The organism is Franconibacter sp. IITDAS19 (genome assembly GCF_023079515.1).
GTDB classification, from domain to species: Bacteria; Pseudomonadota; Gammaproteobacteria; order Enterobacterales; family Enterobacteriaceae; genus Franconibacter; species Franconibacter pulveris.
This window is the reverse complement of the sequence record NZ_JALJCP010000001.1, coordinates 495,000-511,266: the sequence shown is the minus strand read 5'-3', so window position 1 is coordinate 511,266 and position 16,267 is coordinate 495,000. Positions and strand designations below refer to the sequence as shown.

Sequence of the window (16,267 nt, the reverse complement as noted above, 5' to 3'; positions counted from 1 at the left end):
GTTATGACGATGTTACGTCCCGCCATTATGCTGCTGCTGTTGCTGACGCTGATTACCGGCGGCCTCTATCCGCTCGTGACTACCGCCCTCGGGCAGTGGTGGTTTAACGCGCAGGCGAAGGGCTCGCTCATCGAGCAAGCGGGAGAAATCCGCGGCTCGCGGCTTATCGGTCAGGCGTTTAGCGAAGCGAAATATTTCCAGGGCCGCCCCTCCGCCACTGCCGAAGCGCCGTATAATCCCATGGCGTCCGGTGGCAGCAACCTCGCGGGCAGCAATCCGGAACTCGATAAACAGGTGCAGGAGCGAGTGGCGGCATTACGCGCCGCTAACCCGCAGGCGACGCCTACGGTGCCGGTAGAGCTGGTGACCGCCTCCGCAAGCGGCCTGGATTATGGTATTTCGCCGCAGGCCGCCGCCTGGCAGATCCCGCGCGTCGCCCGCGCCCGCCAGCTTTCCGTTGAACAATTAGCGCAACTGGTGGCGCAAAATACGCAAACGCCAATGCCGGGTTTTATCGGCCAGCCGGTAGTGAATGTGGTGCAGCTCAACCTCGCGCTGGATGCGCTGCAAAAATAAAGGAAGGGATATGACCGAAGAACCGACGCGTCCGGACCCGGATCGCCTGTTAAGCCAGGCGAGCGACAGAACGCGGGGCAAACTCAAAATCTTCTTCGGCGCCTGCGCGGGCGTGGGCAAAACCTACGCCATGCTCCAGGAAGCCCAGCGCCTGCGCCAGCAGGGGCTGGACATCCTGGTGGGCGTAGTGGAAACCCATGGCCGCCAGGAAACGGCGGCCCTCCTTGAGGGGCTGGCTATCCAGCCCCTCAAGCGTATCCAGCACCGCAGCCGCACCGTGCAGGAGTTTGATCTCGACGCCGCGCTGGCGCGCCGCCCGGCGTTGATCCTGATGGACGAACTGGCGCACAGCAACGCGCCGGGCTCCCGTCACCCCAAGCGCTGGCAGGATGTGGATGAGTTGCTCAACGCCGGTATCGACGTTTTCACTACCGTTAATGTGCAGCATCTGGAAAGCCTGAACGACGTGGTGGGCGGAGTAACCGGCATTCAGGTGCGCGAAACGGTGCCCGATCCTTTCTTTGACGCCGCCGACGAAGTGGTGCTGGTGGACCTTCCTCCCGATGACCTGCGCCAGCGTCTGCATGAAGGCAAAGTTTACATTGCAGGCCAGGCGGAGCGCGCCATTGAGCACTTCTTTCGCAAAGGCAATCTGATCGCGCTGCGCGAACTGGCGCTGCGGCGCACCGCCGATCGGGTGGACGAGCAGATGCGCGTCTGGCGCGATAACCAGGGGCTGGAAAAGGTCTGGCATACGCGCGACGCTATTTTGCTTTGCATCGGCCACGGCAGCGGCAACGAGAAGCTGGTGCGCACCGCCGCACGCCTTGCCGCTAAGCTCGGCAGCGCCTGGCACGCCGTCTATGTGGAAACGCCGCGGCTGCATCGCCTGCCGGAAAAATCCCGTCGCGCCATCTTAAGCGCGCTGCGCCTTGCCCAGGAGCTGGGCGCGGAAACCGCCACGCTCGCGGAAGCGGAGGAAGAGAAAGCGCTGCTGCGCTACGCGCGGGAACATAACCTTGGCAAAATTATCATCGGCAGGCGCAATCGCCGCCGCTGGTGGAACCGCGAAACCTTCGCCGAACGGCTGGCGCGCCATGCGCCGGACCTCGACTTGCTTATCGTCGCGCTTGATGACAAGCCTCTCGCCAGCGCGCCTAAGGCCCCGGACGCGCGCCCCTTTACAGAAAAGTGGCGCATACAAATTCGCGGCTGTCTCGTCGCCCTGCTGCTTTGCGCCTTAATCACGCTGGTAGCGAATCAGTGGCTTTCGGCCTTTGACGCCGCCAACCTGGTGATGGTCTATCTGCTGGGCGTGGTCATGGTCGCCCTCTTTTACGGGCGCTGGCCGTCCGTACTGGCGACGGTGATTAATGTCATCAGCTTCGATCTCTTTTTCATCGCCCCGCGCGGCACGCTGGCGGTCTCCGATGTGCAGTATCTGCTCACCTTTGCGGTGATGCTTACCGTCGGGCTGGTTATCGGCAACCTGACCGCGGGCGTACGCTACCAGGCGCGAATAGCGCGTTATCGGGAGCAGCGCACGCGCCATCTTTATGAAATGTCGAAAGCGCTGGCGGTGGGCCGTTCGGCGCAGGATATCGCCGTGACCAGCGAGCGCTTTATCGACTCCACGTTTCATGCCCGCAGCCTGATGCTGCTGCCCGATGAGCACGGTAAATTGCTGCCGCCTGTCGATACCGCCAGCATCAGCGCATGGGATGAGGCCATCGCCCGCTGGAGTTTCGATAATGGTCAGCCAGCGGGCGCCGGCACCGACACGCTGCCCGGCGTGCCGTATCAGATCCTGCCGCTGCGCACCGCGCACAAAACCCACGGCCTGCTGATTGTCGAACCTTCAAGCCTGCGCCAGTTGATGATCCCGGAGCAGCAGCGTTTGCTGGAGACCTTCACCCTGCTTATCGCCAGCGCGCTTGAGCGGCTGTGGCTGACTAAAAGCGAGGAGCAGGCACGTATGGCGAGCGAGCATGAGCAACTGCGTAACTCGCTGCTGGCGGCCCTTTCTCATGATTTACGCACGCCGCTTACCGTACTTTTCGGCCAGGCGGAGATCCTGACGCTCGACCTCGCCTCTGAAGGCTCAAAACATGCCCTGCAGGCCAGCGCTATTCGCCAGCATGTGCTGAACACCACGCGGCTGGTGAATAACTTACTGGATATGGCGCGCATTCAGTCCGGCGGCTTTAATCTGCGCAAAGAGTGGTTGACGCTTGAGGAAGTGGTCGGCAGCGCGCTGAAAATGCTGGAGCCAGGCCTTGGCGGGCGGCATATTGAACTCGCGCTGCCGGACCCGCTGATGTTGATTTACGTCGACGGCGCCTTGCTTGAGCGCGTGCTGATTAATTTGCTGGAAAACGCCGTGAAGTATGCGGGCTCGGCGGCGCGCATCGGCGTACGGGCCAGCCGTCGGGACGAGCAACTGGAGCTGGAAGTCTGGGACAGCGGGCCGGGGATCCCACCGGGTCAGGAAGCGGCGATTTTCGCGAAATTTGCGCGCGGCAACAAAGAATCCGCCATTCCCGGCGTCGGGCTCGGTCTCGCTATTTGTCAGGCTATAGTTGAGGTGCACGGCGGCATCATTTACGCTAAAAACCGCCCTGAAGGCGGCGCAAGCTTCCACATCGTGCTGCCCCAGCAGCGCCCCCCTGAGCTGGATATTCACGAGGACATGTGATTAGCGTACTGATTGTCGAAGATGAGAAAGAGATCCGCCGCTTTCTGCGCGCTGCGCTGGAAAGCGAAGGCTTGCGCGTTCATGAAGCGGAAACGTTGCAGCGCGGGCTGATTGAGGCCGCGACCCGCAAACCGGATCTGGTCATACTCGATCTTGGCTTGCCCGACGGCGACGGGCTGGATTTTATCCGCGATTTTCGCCAGTGGAGCCAGCGCCCGGTGATAGTGCTGTCAGCACGCAGCGAAGAGGAAGATAAAATCGCCGCGCTGGATGCCGGGGCGGATGATTATCTGAGCAAACCCTTCGGCATCGGCGAGCTGCAGGCGCGCCTGCGCGTGGCGCTGCGTCGTCATGGCAGCTCAACCCCGGACGATCCGGCTTATCACTTTTCCGATATTCATGTCGATCTCGCTACACGGCGCATTCTGCGCGGCGAAGAAGAAATTCACCTGACGCCCATCGAGTTTCGCCTGCTGGCGGTGCTGCTGAATAATCACGGCAAGGTGCTGACGCAGCGGCAGCTTTTAAGCCAGGTCTGGGGCCCGAACGCCGTGGAGCATAGCCACTATTTGCGCATCTATATGGGCCACCTGCGCCAGAAACTGGAAAGCGATCCGGCGCGTCCGCGCCATCTGCTGACAGAAACGGGGATTGGCTACCGCTTTATGCTGTAACGCCGACATAAAAAAGGGAGCGACAAGCGCTCCCTTTTTATATTCAACCCATCAGGCGTTTTTCAACACTTCGCTGACGATCTCCACCGCTTCTTTCTCAATCTGCTTACGGTGTTCCGCGCCGAGGAAGCTTTCACAATAGATTTTGTACGCGTCTTCCGTGCCTGACGGACGCGCGGCGAACCAGCCGTTGTCAGTCATCACTTTCAGCCCGCCAATGGAAGCGCCGTTGCCCGGCGCGGCGGTCAGGCGCGCCGTGATGGGGTCGCCCGCCAGCTGGCTTGCGCTGACCATTTCCGGCGACAGCTTAGAAAGCGCCGCTTTTTGCGCGGACGTGGCGGAAGCCTGCAGACGGTTATAGCTCGGCGCGCCGAAGCGTTCAGCCAGTTCATCATAATGCTGCTGCGGGTTTTTGCCGGTGACGGCAGTGATTTCCGCCGCCAGCAGACACATGATGATGCCGTCTTTATCGGTGGACCACGGCGTGCCGTCAAAACGCAGGAAAGAGGCGCCCGCGCTCTCTTCGCCGCCGAAGCCAAAGCTGCCGTCGTAAAGGCCATCAACGAACCATTTGAAGCCTACCGGCACTTCCACCAGCTTACGGCCGAGATCGTTCACCACGCGGTCAATCATCGCGGATGAGACCAGCGTTTTACCGACAGCCACCTCGTTGCCCCACTGCGGACGATGCTGGAACAGATAGTTAATGGCGACCGCCAGATAGTGGTTCGGGTTCATCAGCCCCGCCGGGGTGACAATACCGTGACGGTCGTAATCCGGGTCGTTGGCAAAGGCCAGATCGAACTTATCACGCAGCGCCAGCAGCCCCGCCATCGCAGACTCAGAGGAGCAGTCCATACGGATAACGCCATCTTTATCAAGGTGCATGAAGCGGAAAGTTTGATCGACCTGATCGTTAACAATGGTCAGATCCAGCTTGTAGTGCTCCGCAATACGCTTCCAGTATTCGATACCGGAGCCGCCAAGCGGGTCAACGCCGAGCTTCAGGCCCGCTTTCTGGATAGCCGCCATATCGACAATATCTGCCAATCCTTCGACAAACGGCTGCACCAGGTCTTTTTCCTGAATGCGACCGCTGGCCCAGGCTTCGTCAAGCGGCAGGCGTTTAACCTCTTTCAGGCCGTTCGCCAACAGCGCGTTTGCGCGATCTTCCACCACTTTGGTTACGTTAGTATCCGCCGGGCCGCCGTTCGGCGGATTGTATTTGATGCCGCCATCTTCCGGCGGGTTGTGAGAGGGGGTAATGACAATGCCGTCCGCCTGAGCGCCGCCATTTTTGTTGTGAACCAGGATAGCGTTGGAAACCGCAGGCGTTGGGGTGTAACCATTGTTTTCCTGCACGATGATATCGACGCCGTTCGCGGACAGGACTTCCAGCACAGAGATAAAAGCGGGCTCAGAGAGCGCATGGGTATCTTTACCCACATAGCACGGGCCGGTAATGCCGTTTTTAGCGCGCTCTTCGGCAATGGCCTGGGCGATAGCCAGAATGTGCGGCTCGTTAAAGCTGTGACGTCCCGCGCTGCCGCGATGGCCGGAGGTACCGAACTTCACCGCGTGCTCAACGTTGCCGACTTCCGGCTTCAATACGTAGTACTGCGCGGTAAGCTGCGCGACGTTAATCAAATCACTTTGTTGCGCGGGTTGACCCGCACGGTTATGCATTGCCATGGCCTGATCCTTCTGACGCTTGTGTTAGATGGTGCCGCAAACCTTTTCAATTAATTCCGCCGGGAACTGCATGGTCTGCATGATATGTTCGATCATGCTGCATTTGCGGCCCGTATTCGTATTAGTAATAACCCAGTATGGCGTGCCCGGAACATGTTTGGGCTTGGTCTGGTTGCCGCTTTGCAGCAGCGTTTGCTCGTCACCGGCGAAATAGACGCGGGTGCGGCCATGCAGCGACTCGGTGGCTTCGGCAAACGCTTTTGCATCCAGTGAATAGAGTGTAGACAGCACCAGCATGAAACGATTGACCGCTCGCTTCTGTTCTGCGTATTCGTCCGATAAAAGCAGCTCTCGCATAGCGCGAACGCGGTCTTTGGCAGGGTTCGCCGGCTTTTCGGCAACGGCTGCGCTGACAGGCGCGCTCTCTTTCGCCTGAGCGGCAGCGGCTTGCGAGCCGGCGGCAACTTTAAGCATGCGCCGTAAAATGTCGGACGCGCTTTCGCCAATGTGCTGAGTGTGGCTGGCAATGTAGCGATACAGCTCGTCATCAACTTCAATCGTTTTCATCTTAATCCAGTGCAATATCTTTTCTGAATACAAGTCGTTGGGATTATAGAAGTAAAACCCAACAGCGGATAGCGTCACACCTGGAGGGGCGGCAAAAGTCGGAATTAACTGGCTTCTTGCAGCCGGACGGCAGAATGGTCAACATGATACCCTAACCTTTCAGATGCAAAAAAAGAACTTTGCCATGAAATTGAATACCCGAATGCAATCTGCGCAACAACCGAATAACAATTCGCCTGTCGTTTTGATTCACGGCCTGTTTGGCAGTCTGGATAACCTCGGCGTGCTGGCTCGCGATCTGGCGAAAGATCGCGATGTGCTGCAGGTCGATATGCGCAACCACGGTCTTTCGCCGCGTAGCGATGAGATGACGTATCCTGCAATGGCGCAGGATATCGTGGAAACGCTGGATGCCCACCAGCTTGATAACGTGGTGCTTATCGGGCACTCCATGGGCGGCAAAGCGGCAATGGCCGTGACCGCGCTGATACCGGAGCGCATCGTTAAACTGGTGACGATTGATATAGCGCCTGTCGACTATCAGGTACGACGTCACGATGAAATTTTCGCCGCCATTCGCGCGGTAAGCGAAGCGGGCGCCGCGACGCGCCAGCAGGCGGCCGCCATTATGCGCGAGCGCCTCTCTGAAGAAGGCGTCGTTCAGTTTCTGCTGAAATCCTTCGCCGACGGTGAATGGCGTTTCAATGTGCCGACGCTCTGGGAGCAGTATGAGCACATAGTTGGCTGGCAGGAGGTGCCCGCCTGGCATGGTCCTTCGCTGTTTATCGCTGGCGGCGCTTCGCCTTACGTACAGGAAAATCACCGCGAGGCCTTGCTTAAGCAGTTCCCGGCGGCGCGAGCGCATGTCATTGCCGGCGCCGGGCACTGGGTGCATGCCGAAAAGCCTGAAGCCGTATTGCGCGCCATTCGTCGCTTCCTGAAAACTGATTAAAAACAAGGCGACTGGCGCTAACATGCCGCTAACGCGTTGGCGCGCCTCGTTCCCTGATGTATGATGGCGCGCTGAATGACACCCGGGCATCCGCTCCGGCAGCCTGTTTCCCCTGTCAGTAGTCAAATCATGGCCAAAGAACAAACGGACCGTACGACATTAGATCTGTTCGCGGACGAGCGTCGCCCGGGTCGCCCGAAAACCAATCCGCTGTCGCGTGACGAACAGTTGCGCATCAACAAACGGAACCAGCTCAAGCGCGACAAAGTTCGCGGGCTTAAACGTGTAGAGTTAAAACTTAACGCGGAAGCGGTTGACGCCCTGACGCAGCTGGCGCAGGCGCGCAACATGAGTCGCAGCGAATTGATTGAAGAAATTTTGCTGGCGCAGCTCAAGGCGCTGAATAGCTAAGGCCTTAAAACCCTTTTTCTTGTATGGAAATGTGTCAGAGTGTGCACCCCACCGTGATAGCTGTTTCCGCCCTCTTCTCTGTTCTGCTATGATTGCCCTATCTGTGGGCATTTCGCCACTACCATATCATTAGGATTCAAGAGGTTATTTTTCTCATGGCAATCGTAGGCATTTTTTTCGGCAGCGACACCGGCAACACCGAAAATATCGCAAAAGTTATTCAGAAACAGCTCGGGAAAGACGTTGCTGAAGTGCACGATATTGCCAAGAGCAGCAAAGAAGATCTGGAAGGTTTCGATATCCTGCTGCTTGGCATCCCGACCTGGTACTACGGCGAAGCGCAGTGCGACTGGGATGATTTCTTCCCGACCCTTGAAGAGATTGACTTCAATGGCAAGCTGGTCGCGCTCTTCGGCTGCGGCGATCAGGAAGACTACGCGGAATACTTCTGCGACGCGCTCGGCACCATTCGCGACATTATTGAACCGCGCGGCGCCACTATTGTGGGTCACTGGCCGACGGAAGGTTATCACTTTGAAGCCTCTAAAGGTCTTGCCGATGACGATCACTTCGTTGGCCTTGCCATTGATGAAGATCGTCAGCCGGAACTGACCGCTGAACGCGTCGAAAAATGGGTTAAGCAAGTTTCTGAAGAGCTGCATCTGCAGGAAATCATTAACGCCTAATCGTGAAACGGCGATAAATGTATTTTTTATCGCCGTTTTAGCTTCATTGATAGATAAAAGCGATAAAAATGATTGCTACAAATTTTTAACTTTCATCCGCATATCTGTACAATACCCTTCTGGATTATCGGGTAACGAGACGGCAAGCGCCGCGCTCGCCACGTTTTGAAAAGCACTATTGCTGGACGCTTGCGGTTTTCATTTGGGCCTGTCAGTTCTATAATGAGTCGCATTCATCTTCAGCGCATCCGATCTTAAGCTCTCCGGAGCACACCGTTTAGCAACAGGACAGATTCCGCATGACTGACAATAACACCGCATTAAAGAAGGCTGGCCTGAAAGTCACGCTTCCTCGACTGAAAATCCTTGAAGTGTTGCAGGAGCCAGTAAACCATCATGTCAGTGCGGAAGACTTATACAAGCGCCTCATTGACATGGGCGAAGAGATTGGTCTCGCGACCGTTTACCGTGTGCTGAATCAGTTTGACGACGCGGGTATCGTTACGCGTCATAACTTTGAAGGCGGCAAATCCGTTTTCGAACTGACTCAACAGCATCATCATGACCACCTGATTTGCCTCGACTGCGGCAAAGTTATCGAGTTTAGCGACGACTCTATCGAAGCGCGTCAGCGTGAAATCGCTTCTCGCCATGGCATTCGTTTGACTAACCATAGCCTCTATCTCTATGGCCACTGTGCCGATGGCGACTGCCGCGAAAACGAGCACGCGCACGACACAAAGTAAGCGAAAATAGCGTTCCGTTTTTGCTTTTTGTTAATAAGCCGACATAGTATGTCGGCTTTTTTTACACCTTTATCAGGCAGGCGCGACGCTAATAATCCATTTTTTTGATGCTTGCTATTTTAATATACTGGTCAAGAACTTATTTTATCTTATCTTTTTCTTACTTTTTATTTTCAGAAAAAGTAAATTATTTTACCATTCAATCAGTTACCCCCCTCAAGCGCCCCATTCAGGCTTACAACGTCATTGGCCTGTCTTGCAGTAAAAAAATCAACTCTATTAGAATAGCCCCTCGTTATTTATTCCAATAATATACTTATACAAAGGTCGCCGTTATGGTAATACCTCAGAAACCCCTTGCCGAAATTTATCGACTGTCCGATATCTTTAATGGTTACGGCAACTGGTATCGCGCAGAAAAAAATACGTCTATTCCAACGCGTGAAGGCTTTGTTTGCATTATTCGCGGCGGCCTTTTTTCCGTATTGCGTAAAAGTGACAGATTACTGATTGAAAAATGTAGCGCCCCGTCTATTCTGGGCGTTGCGCGTAATCTTAATAATAAAAACTATTTCAGAATTCAGGCCGATGCTGAGTGCCACTATCAGCTCATTCCTTTTGATAAATTTCTGAGTGAAATAGAGAATCATCAGTGCCAACCACAGTTATATAAGGTACTGGCCTGGAACATCGACTTACTCTGCCATCGCGAAGAATTATTGCTTGGGCATAATAGCTACCTCATGATTAAAGGTAATCTGGTCACGCTTGCCGCCATGGATGAATTTATGCGAAATAAGATTAACGTTGCCGATTATATCGTTAAGCGAACCAATCTTTCTCGCAGCATGGTGATGAAAACGTTGTCGCAGTTGCGGCATGATAATTACGTAGAAATAAGCAAAGGAAAATTAACCGCGCTGCGTACGCTGCCAGAAAGCCTGTAAGCTTTTGCTGAAAGATAAAAAAAGCCCGCCATCAGGCGGGCTTTTTTTTACGGGACTATTTAACGCTATCGACACGGCTGTAGCGTTGACCATCCGGGCTTACCGCGCGAATCAGTACTTCGCCCTCAACCTGTGGTCGCGCCTTACTGTCATAGCGTAGCCAGTTTTTACCGTTATCCGTAGAGTATTCTGCCGCCAGCCCCGGCAGGCTGGTGTTTATTTCCAGTATGCCTTTTTCCACTCTGGCGCCCGGCACCGGCAAACGATACTGGATGCCCGCTTTGTCCAGTTTCGCCAGCTCCCGGTGGCCTATAAGGCTTGCAAAGCGAGCCCAGTCTGAGGCGAGGGCTTTTTTATCCACCCACTGCGTTTCCTGGCCCTTATACTCGCGACCCGCCTGATAATCCTGCTCCCAGGCGGCGCGATGCCATGCGCGCTCAGCGACAACAATAAGCCTTGGGTAGATCATGTACTCCATCTGCTTATCGGTACGAACGACTTCGCTCCAGAGCTGAGCGGAAAGGCCCAGCGCACCCGGCCAGGGCTTGTCAGATTTCGCACTGAAGGTATTGCCATCGCGATCGACGGAAGTTTCCGCATTCTGCGGCAGGTTGTCTGGCGCAAAGCTGAAGATTTTACGCTCGTCGCTGAACCGTGTTCCCCAGTAATAGCCGCTCTCCGCCGGGTTGACTTCATAGGGGAAATCCAGATAGAGGTAGTCAGGGTTGGAGACGATAACCCTGAAACCTTTATTCGCCCAGTCGTTTGCCGTATCAAAGCCGCCCCAGAACAGCGTGTCCCAGAAGTTAACATTAACCTGACGGGTGCTGAACGCGCTGGCGTCTTTCGCATCTTTCAGCCCATCCTGCCAGGCCTGCATGACGCTGATGCCGTGCGCATTTACCAGCTTGCTGATCTCAATGCCAAAGTAGCTGGAAAGGTGTTCAACGTCCGCGACCTCGCCCCGTTCAAGCAGCTTTTTACACGCAGGTGATTTTTCCCACGGCTTATTTTGTTTACTCAGATCGATAATCCCCTTCCCCTCTTCCGGATGGGACTTGTCGGTATACCCTGTTCCCAGGTAGATATTCTTCGCCTCGTCGCCGCCAGCGTGCCAGACGGTTAAAGGTTGCCCCGCCTCTTTATGCATCAACTGAACCTCAGAGATGACTTTGTCGACGAAGTTGCGTGACGAAGCGAGACAAGGATTCAGATAACCGGTTCGATCGTAATACTGCACGCCTGTTGTGTTTGAGGTGTCGGCGGGATCCAGCAGGCGGTAATGGTTTGCTTCCTGCGCTTTTCCCGCTTCCATTAAGCGGGCATAGCGCGCTTCCATTGATACCACCGCCGCCCTCGCATGCGCGGGCATATCAATTTCAGGGATAACCTCGATGTGCCGCGCAGCAGCGTATTTCACAATCTCAATATAATCAGCGCGCGTGAAGTAGCCGCTGCCGTTGTTATTACTCTCGGGCCCCGAACCCAACTGCGGCAGAAGACAGCGTTTTTCAGTGAGGTCATGGCAGCGTTTCGCCCCTGTTTCGGTCAGTTCCGGCAGCCCGGGGATTTCCAGGCGCCAGCCTTCATCATCGCTCAGGTGGAAATGAAACTTGTTGAGTTTATAAGCGGCCATTTGATCCAGCAGACGCAACACCGCCGCTTTTGAATGGAAATTGCGTCCGACGTCCAGATGAATAGCGCGCCAGCTAAAGCGAGGCGCATCGCTCGCCTCAAGCGTAGCGATTTGCGGCTTACCTTGCGCCGGGAGCAGTGAGAGCAGGGATTGTAGACCGTAGAAGACGCCAGCGGCGTCGTATCCCGTCACTATTGTCTCCTGCGGCTTGATTTGTAAACGGTAAGCGCCGGATACCGCCTCCGGTTTCTGAAAGTCGTCTGGCGCAACGAGAGTGTTAACCGGATAGCCCTGACCGGTTTTCACGCCGAGCTGCGCGAAACGCGAAGCCACCGCCTCGCGGGAAGCCGGCGCAAGCGAAGCCAGGTCGAGCACGACCCCGCGGCTTAAGTCCACATTTTCGGCATGCACCGTAACCGTTTTAGGGGTAGGAACAATCTCTCCTCGCAGCGCCGCAGCATCCGGTAAAGCGACATCGCTGTTTTTGTTATAGCGCGCCTCTGCGGTCATCAACACATTTTTATCATCCGGCGTACGCCTCCACTGTTCACCGAGCGGGCTGACAAACCGGGCCAGATCTTCTGTGTCGGTGTTGGCGATAATAACGGGACGACTGTCGTCAGAGGTGACATACCAGCGAGGGAGCACGTCGGTAATAAAAAGCTGCCAGTACTCATTAATAATCGGGATAGTGACGGTCTGGTTTGCCGGAAAGCCCGTAAACTTATCGGTGGGTTCAAGCTTATGCAGGTCACCCATGACGTGGGTGACCTTAAACTGTTCATTCTCCACCTTCAGGATTTGCCGGATACTGTGAAACCAGATAGTCCAGTTTCTGTCGGTTAGCGCATCGCCATGGTTCGTTAAGGTGATAACGGCTTTACTGCAGGCGGCCCAGTCGGCGCCGAGCGCCGCGCAGTCCACGCCGTGTTGCTGTGCGTGGTTATCCTGCACGGCATAATTGAGCGTAAACTGACTCAGTTTATTCGCCAGTTCCTGGTCTGCCCAGGCGCTGCTCATTAGTCCGGCCAGAGCGAGCGCTAAAACACTACGCTGTAATCTCTTCATTTTGTTCCCTCAGAGCGAGATAGCATTAATGAGTATGAAGCGGGAAGCATCAGAACAGGGTGAACGGCGCAATGAACATCAATTTCACGTCGCGTTCGTCCTGAAAAATATTGCCGTAGCCACCGCCGTAACTGGGAATAGCGGAGTGGTTGTCATACTGCGTGAAATGCAGCTTAAACGTGGCGCCTTTAGCGCGCCCTTCTACGAAGGTATAAATTGCATCGAGGCTGTAAGCCGATTCCTTGAGACGATAATCAGGATCGTAATAACCATCGCGGGTCGGCGCGGAGCTGGGCTTAGCATCCCAGGCGTACACGTAAGACGCGCCAAGAGACCATCCCGCCAGCTTCAGGTGGGTAAGGTCATAGATAGCGCCGACGAAAAGCGCCTTTTCACCGTTAGCGTTAAAGTCAGAACGGTTATCCCACCAGATATCCAGCCGACCGTTTGATGAGGCGTAGGTTGGCGTCATGCGTTGCAGAAAATAGCCCTGTTGCCCGTCGGCCTTCACCCAGGTGCCTTCCAGACGTAGATCAACCGGCCCCACCCTGTAGCCAAAGGTCAACGCCTGCAGCCATGCCGTGGCGTCATAAATATCGTTGCCTGAGCCGTCGCTTACTTTGTCGCGAGCGCCGTAGAATTGATAACTGGCGGCGAGCGGGCTTCCCGCAATATCAAATTTATAGCTGGCTTTAGCAAAGTATTGGTCAACGTAACCTTGCGCCTGGCCGAAAGCCGCTTCGAGAATAAAGTTATTTTTGAAGTCATACTTCGCGCCTAAAGAATGGAGATAGTCGACGCGGGTCGCTTTATCGTTCTGGTAAAATTTATCCATTTCAAGATGCCACGGGGCCTTATAAGCGTTGCTCCACATATATGAGAAGCTGAGCAGGCCCGCCTCGCCGTAGTCCGCGCTGGCCCCTGCCTCCGCGCCCTGGTAAGTGCCAGGCATAAAGCTCCAGTGCGGCGCCAGAAGCGTTTGGCCGGTGGGCTGGATATATCCGGCGCGCGCCCATAAAGGACCATATTTAAATTTCGCGGCGGCTTTATAAAGGCTTACTCCACTTTTATCACCGGACCAGTCTTCATCGTAAGCTTTATTACTGGATGAGAAGGCGATTTCATTTGGATGCGCGCTGTCGCCATTTTCCGCCATTTCAATTGCCGTAAAGAGCGCGAGATCGACGCCGAACAGATCTGCCGCATACCCTGACGAAAAATCAAGATTGCCGTTCCAGGTTGCATGAGAAAGGTTAGTTTTGTATTTATCTTCTGCGACATCTTTGCGGTCTCGCTCTCGCTGCCAGTAATAGAGGCCGCCCGTCAGCGTTGAATCATCAATAAAGCCTGTGGAATAAACAGCGGGTGTAAAACTTAAAGTAGATAAAGCGCTTACGCTCGCCATTAATAATAGCCGCGTCCTGCGCCTTTTTAAAAAAAGAGGCATATCAAATTTCTTCTCAATAATAACTTTATAAAAAAGCTTTCATGCAAAATAAATGCATGCTTATGATTTTTTAACGCTATTGAATAGTATTTTTCACGACATTAATTATCAATATTTTGTTTGCACAGCATTGTCAAAATATGACATCAAGCACAAATAAACGCTCTCGTTCTTTTTATTAAAATAAACGCCTTATGCAACAACTTATTTTTTAAAGCCTTGCATCGCCACAATTTATATTGATGGTTACTATGAATTTATTTTGATGAATTTATAAGAGTTATAATCAGGAAAAACTTTCCGCTTCTTTTTTAATAAAAACTCCAGTCAGCGCTGCGGAAATGAAAAACGCCGCATTGCGCGGCGTTTTATTTTGTAGTTCGACTTATTCGCCGATTTTAGCCCAGGTATCGCGAAGTCCTACCGTGCGATTAAAGACCAGCTTATCGGCTGACGTGTGGCGGCTGTCGAGGCAGAAGTAACCTTCGCGCTCAAACTGGTATGCCTTACCCACTTCAGCCTCTTTCAGACTCGGTTCCGCAAAACCCTGCTTGATAACCAGTGAATCCGGGTTGATGGTCGAGAGAAAATCGTCCGCTCCGCCCGGGTTCGCCACGCTAAAGAGGCGGTCGTAAAGACGGATTTCTACCGGCAGCGCGTGCTGTGCGCTAACCCAGTGGATAACGCCTTTCACTTTGCGGCCATCCGCCGGATCTTTACTTAGCGTTTCGGCATCGTAAGAGCAGTAGATGGTGGTGATGTTGCCTTCCGCGTCTTTTTCAACACGCTCAGCTTTAATGACGTAGGCGTTGCGCAGGCGTACTTCTTTACCGAGCACCAGGCGCTTGTACTGCTTGTTGGCCTCTTCACGGAAATCGGCGCGATCGATCCAGATTTCGCCAGAGAACGGCACGTCGCGGCTGCCCATTTCCGGTTTGTTCGGATGGTTCGGCATGGCGACCTGTTCAGTCTGGCCCTGCGGGTAGTTCTCAATCACCAGCTTAACGGGATCGATAACGGCCATCGCGCGCGGCGCGTTTTCGTTAAGATCTTCACGGATACAGGCTTCCAGCGCCGCCATCTCGACGGTGTTATCCTGCTTGGTTACGCCGATGCGTTTGCAGAACTCGCGAATAGCAGCAGCGGTATAGCCGCGACGGCGCAGGCCAGAAATAGTCGGCATGCGCGGGTCGTCCCAGCCTTCCACAATCTTGTCGGTCACCAGCAGATTAAGCTTACGCTTGGACATAACCGCGTATTCAAGGTTAAGACGCGAAAACTCGTACTGGCGCGGGTGCACAGGAATAGTGATGTTATCCAGTACCCAGTCATAGAGACGGCGGTTATCCTGGAATTCCAGCGTACACAGCGAATGGGTAATGCCTTCCAGCGCATCGGAAATGCAGTGGGTAAAGTCGTACATCGGATAGATGCACCACTTGTTGCCGGTTTGATGGTGTTCAGCGAATTTAATGCGGTACAGCACCGGGTCGCGCATGACAATGAACGGCGAAGCCATATCGATTTTCGCACGCAGGCAAGCGGTGCCTTCGGCGAATTCGCCGTTGCGCATTTTCTCAAACAGCGCCAGGTTCTCTTCCACGCTGCGATCGCGGTACGGGCTGTTTTTGCCCGGCTGCGTCAGCGTGCCGCGGTACTCGCGGATCTGCTCCGGCGAAAGCTCATCAACGTAAGCAAGGCCTTTATTAATCAGTTCGATCGCATAGTGGTGCAGCTGATCAAAGTAATCAGAGGAATAGCGCACATCGCCCGACCAGTGAAAGCCCAGCCACTGCACGTCGTTTTTGATGGACTCGACGTATTCGATGTCTTCTTTAACCGGGTTGGTATCGTCGAAACGCAGATTGCACTGCCCCTGGTAATCCTGGGCAATGCCGAAGTTCAGGCAGATAGATTTTGCGTGTCCGATATGCAGATAGCCGTTCGGCTCCGGCGGAAAACGGGTGCAGATGGTAGTGTGCTTACCACTGGCCAAATCTTCATCGATGATCTGGCGGATAAAGTTAGTCGGGCGGGCTTCAGCCTCACTCATCGTAGATTCCTCAAAGCGTAAACATCAGTTAACGCAGCATGATCTTATAAGCAGGGTCGGGAAACAACCTTTAGTTGAAGAAAATAGGCGCCTCCCTGCGGTAGCGTAGATTTTTAC

General features: G+C 54.6%; 13 protein-coding genes. 8 read left to right on the top strand and 5 right to left on the bottom strand.

The features are described 5' to 3' along the window. Positions 1-3: 3 nt before the first annotated feature. Genes kdpC through kdpE form a run of 3 tightly spaced genes read left to right on the top strand, consistent with a single transcriptional unit; the run spans position 4 to position 3,945 of the window. Positions 4-576, top strand: a complete 573-nt coding sequence (gene kdpC, locus MT962_RS02565; RefSeq protein ID WP_048887183.1) for a potassium-transporting ATPase subunit KdpC — start codon at positions 4-6, stop codon at positions 574-576. Between the two features lie 10 nt (positions 577-586). Further along, positions 587-3,271, top strand: a complete 2,685-nt coding sequence (gene kdpD, locus MT962_RS02560) for a two-component system sensor histidine kinase KdpD (protein WP_247364462.1) — start codon at positions 587-589, stop codon at positions 3,269-3,271. Next, positions 3,268-3,945: a two-component system response regulator KdpE gene (gene kdpE / locus MT962_RS02555; protein ID WP_024559694.1), complete on the top strand. Its 678-nt coding sequence runs from the start codon at positions 3,268-3,270 to the stop codon at positions 3,943-3,945. The genes kdpD and kdpE overlap by 4 nt, the downstream gene beginning before the upstream one ends. Positions 3,946-3,996: 51 nt before the next feature. Here the strand turns inward: kdpE and pgm are convergent, their stop codons facing one another. Both pgm and seqA read right to left on the bottom strand, forming a co-directional pair. Next, positions 3,997-5,637 (bottom strand): phosphoglucomutase (alpha-D-glucose-1,6-bisphosphate-dependent), encoded by a 1,641-nt coding sequence (pgm, locus tag MT962_RS02550; protein WP_024557159.1) that lies wholly within the window; start codon positions 5,635-5,637, stop codon positions 3,997-3,999. Positions 5,638-5,661: 24 nt separating this feature from the next. Continuing rightward, complete coding sequence (gene seqA / locus MT962_RS02545; RefSeq protein WP_024557160.1) at positions 5,662-6,204, bottom strand: replication initiation negative regulator SeqA; 543 nt, start codon at positions 6,202-6,204, stop codon at positions 5,662-5,664. 184 nt (positions 6,205-6,388) lie between these two features. Between seqA and ybfF the strand changes: the two genes are divergently transcribed. The 5 genes from ybfF to MT962_RS02520 all read left to right on the top strand — a co-directional run bounded on the left by ybfF (position 6,389) and on the right by MT962_RS02520 (position 9,946). Continuing rightward, entirely contained in the window at positions 6,389-7,156 is a 768-nt protein-coding gene (ybfF, locus tag MT962_RS02540) for an esterase (protein ID WP_247364459.1), read from the top strand. A 129-nt stretch (positions 7,157-7,285) separates the two neighbouring features. Next, the gene (gene ybfE, locus MT962_RS02535) at positions 7,286-7,567 is read left to right on the top strand and encodes a LexA regulated protein (protein ID WP_024557162.1); all 282 of its coding nucleotides are present in this window, start codon (positions 7,286-7,288) and stop codon (positions 7,565-7,567) included. 155 nt (positions 7,568-7,722) lie between these two features. Further along, the gene (gene fldA / locus MT962_RS02530; protein WP_024557163.1) at positions 7,723-8,253 is read left to right on the top strand and encodes a flavodoxin FldA; all 531 of its coding nucleotides are present in this window, start codon (positions 7,723-7,725) and stop codon (positions 8,251-8,253) included. A 299-nt stretch (positions 8,254-8,552) separates the two neighbouring features. Then, the gene (fur, locus tag MT962_RS02525; RefSeq protein WP_024557164.1) at positions 8,553-8,999 is read left to right on the top strand and encodes a ferric iron uptake transcriptional regulator; all 447 of its coding nucleotides are present in this window, start codon (positions 8,553-8,555) and stop codon (positions 8,997-8,999) included. A 335-nt stretch (positions 9,000-9,334) separates the two neighbouring features. Continuing rightward, the gene (locus MT962_RS02520) at positions 9,335-9,946 is read left to right on the top strand and encodes a helix-turn-helix domain-containing protein (RefSeq protein ID WP_024557165.1); all 612 of its coding nucleotides are present in this window, start codon (positions 9,335-9,337) and stop codon (positions 9,944-9,946) included. Positions 9,947-10,001: 55 nt separating this feature from the next. On the opposite strand, the gene MT962_RS02515 is transcribed toward MT962_RS02520, so the two are convergent. The 3 genes from MT962_RS02515 to glnS form a co-directional block, all read right to left on the bottom strand. Next, the gene (locus MT962_RS02515; RefSeq protein ID WP_247364458.1) at positions 10,002-12,650 is read right to left on the bottom strand and encodes a beta-N-acetylhexosaminidase; all 2,649 of its coding nucleotides are present in this window, start codon (positions 12,648-12,650) and stop codon (positions 10,002-10,004) included. 49 nt (positions 12,651-12,699) lie between these two features. Continuing rightward, positions 12,700-14,097, bottom strand: a complete 1,398-nt coding sequence (locus tag MT962_RS02510; RefSeq protein WP_247364457.1) for an OprD family outer membrane porin — start codon at positions 14,095-14,097, stop codon at positions 12,700-12,702. A 385-nt stretch (positions 14,098-14,482) separates the two neighbouring features. Further along, positions 14,483-16,150 carry a glutamine--tRNA ligase gene (glnS, locus tag MT962_RS02505; protein WP_024559698.1) on the bottom strand — a complete coding sequence of 556 codons (1,668 nt, stop codon included), beginning with the start codon at positions 16,148-16,150 and terminating at the stop codon, positions 14,483-14,485. Positions 16,151-16,267: the final 117 nt, after the last annotated feature.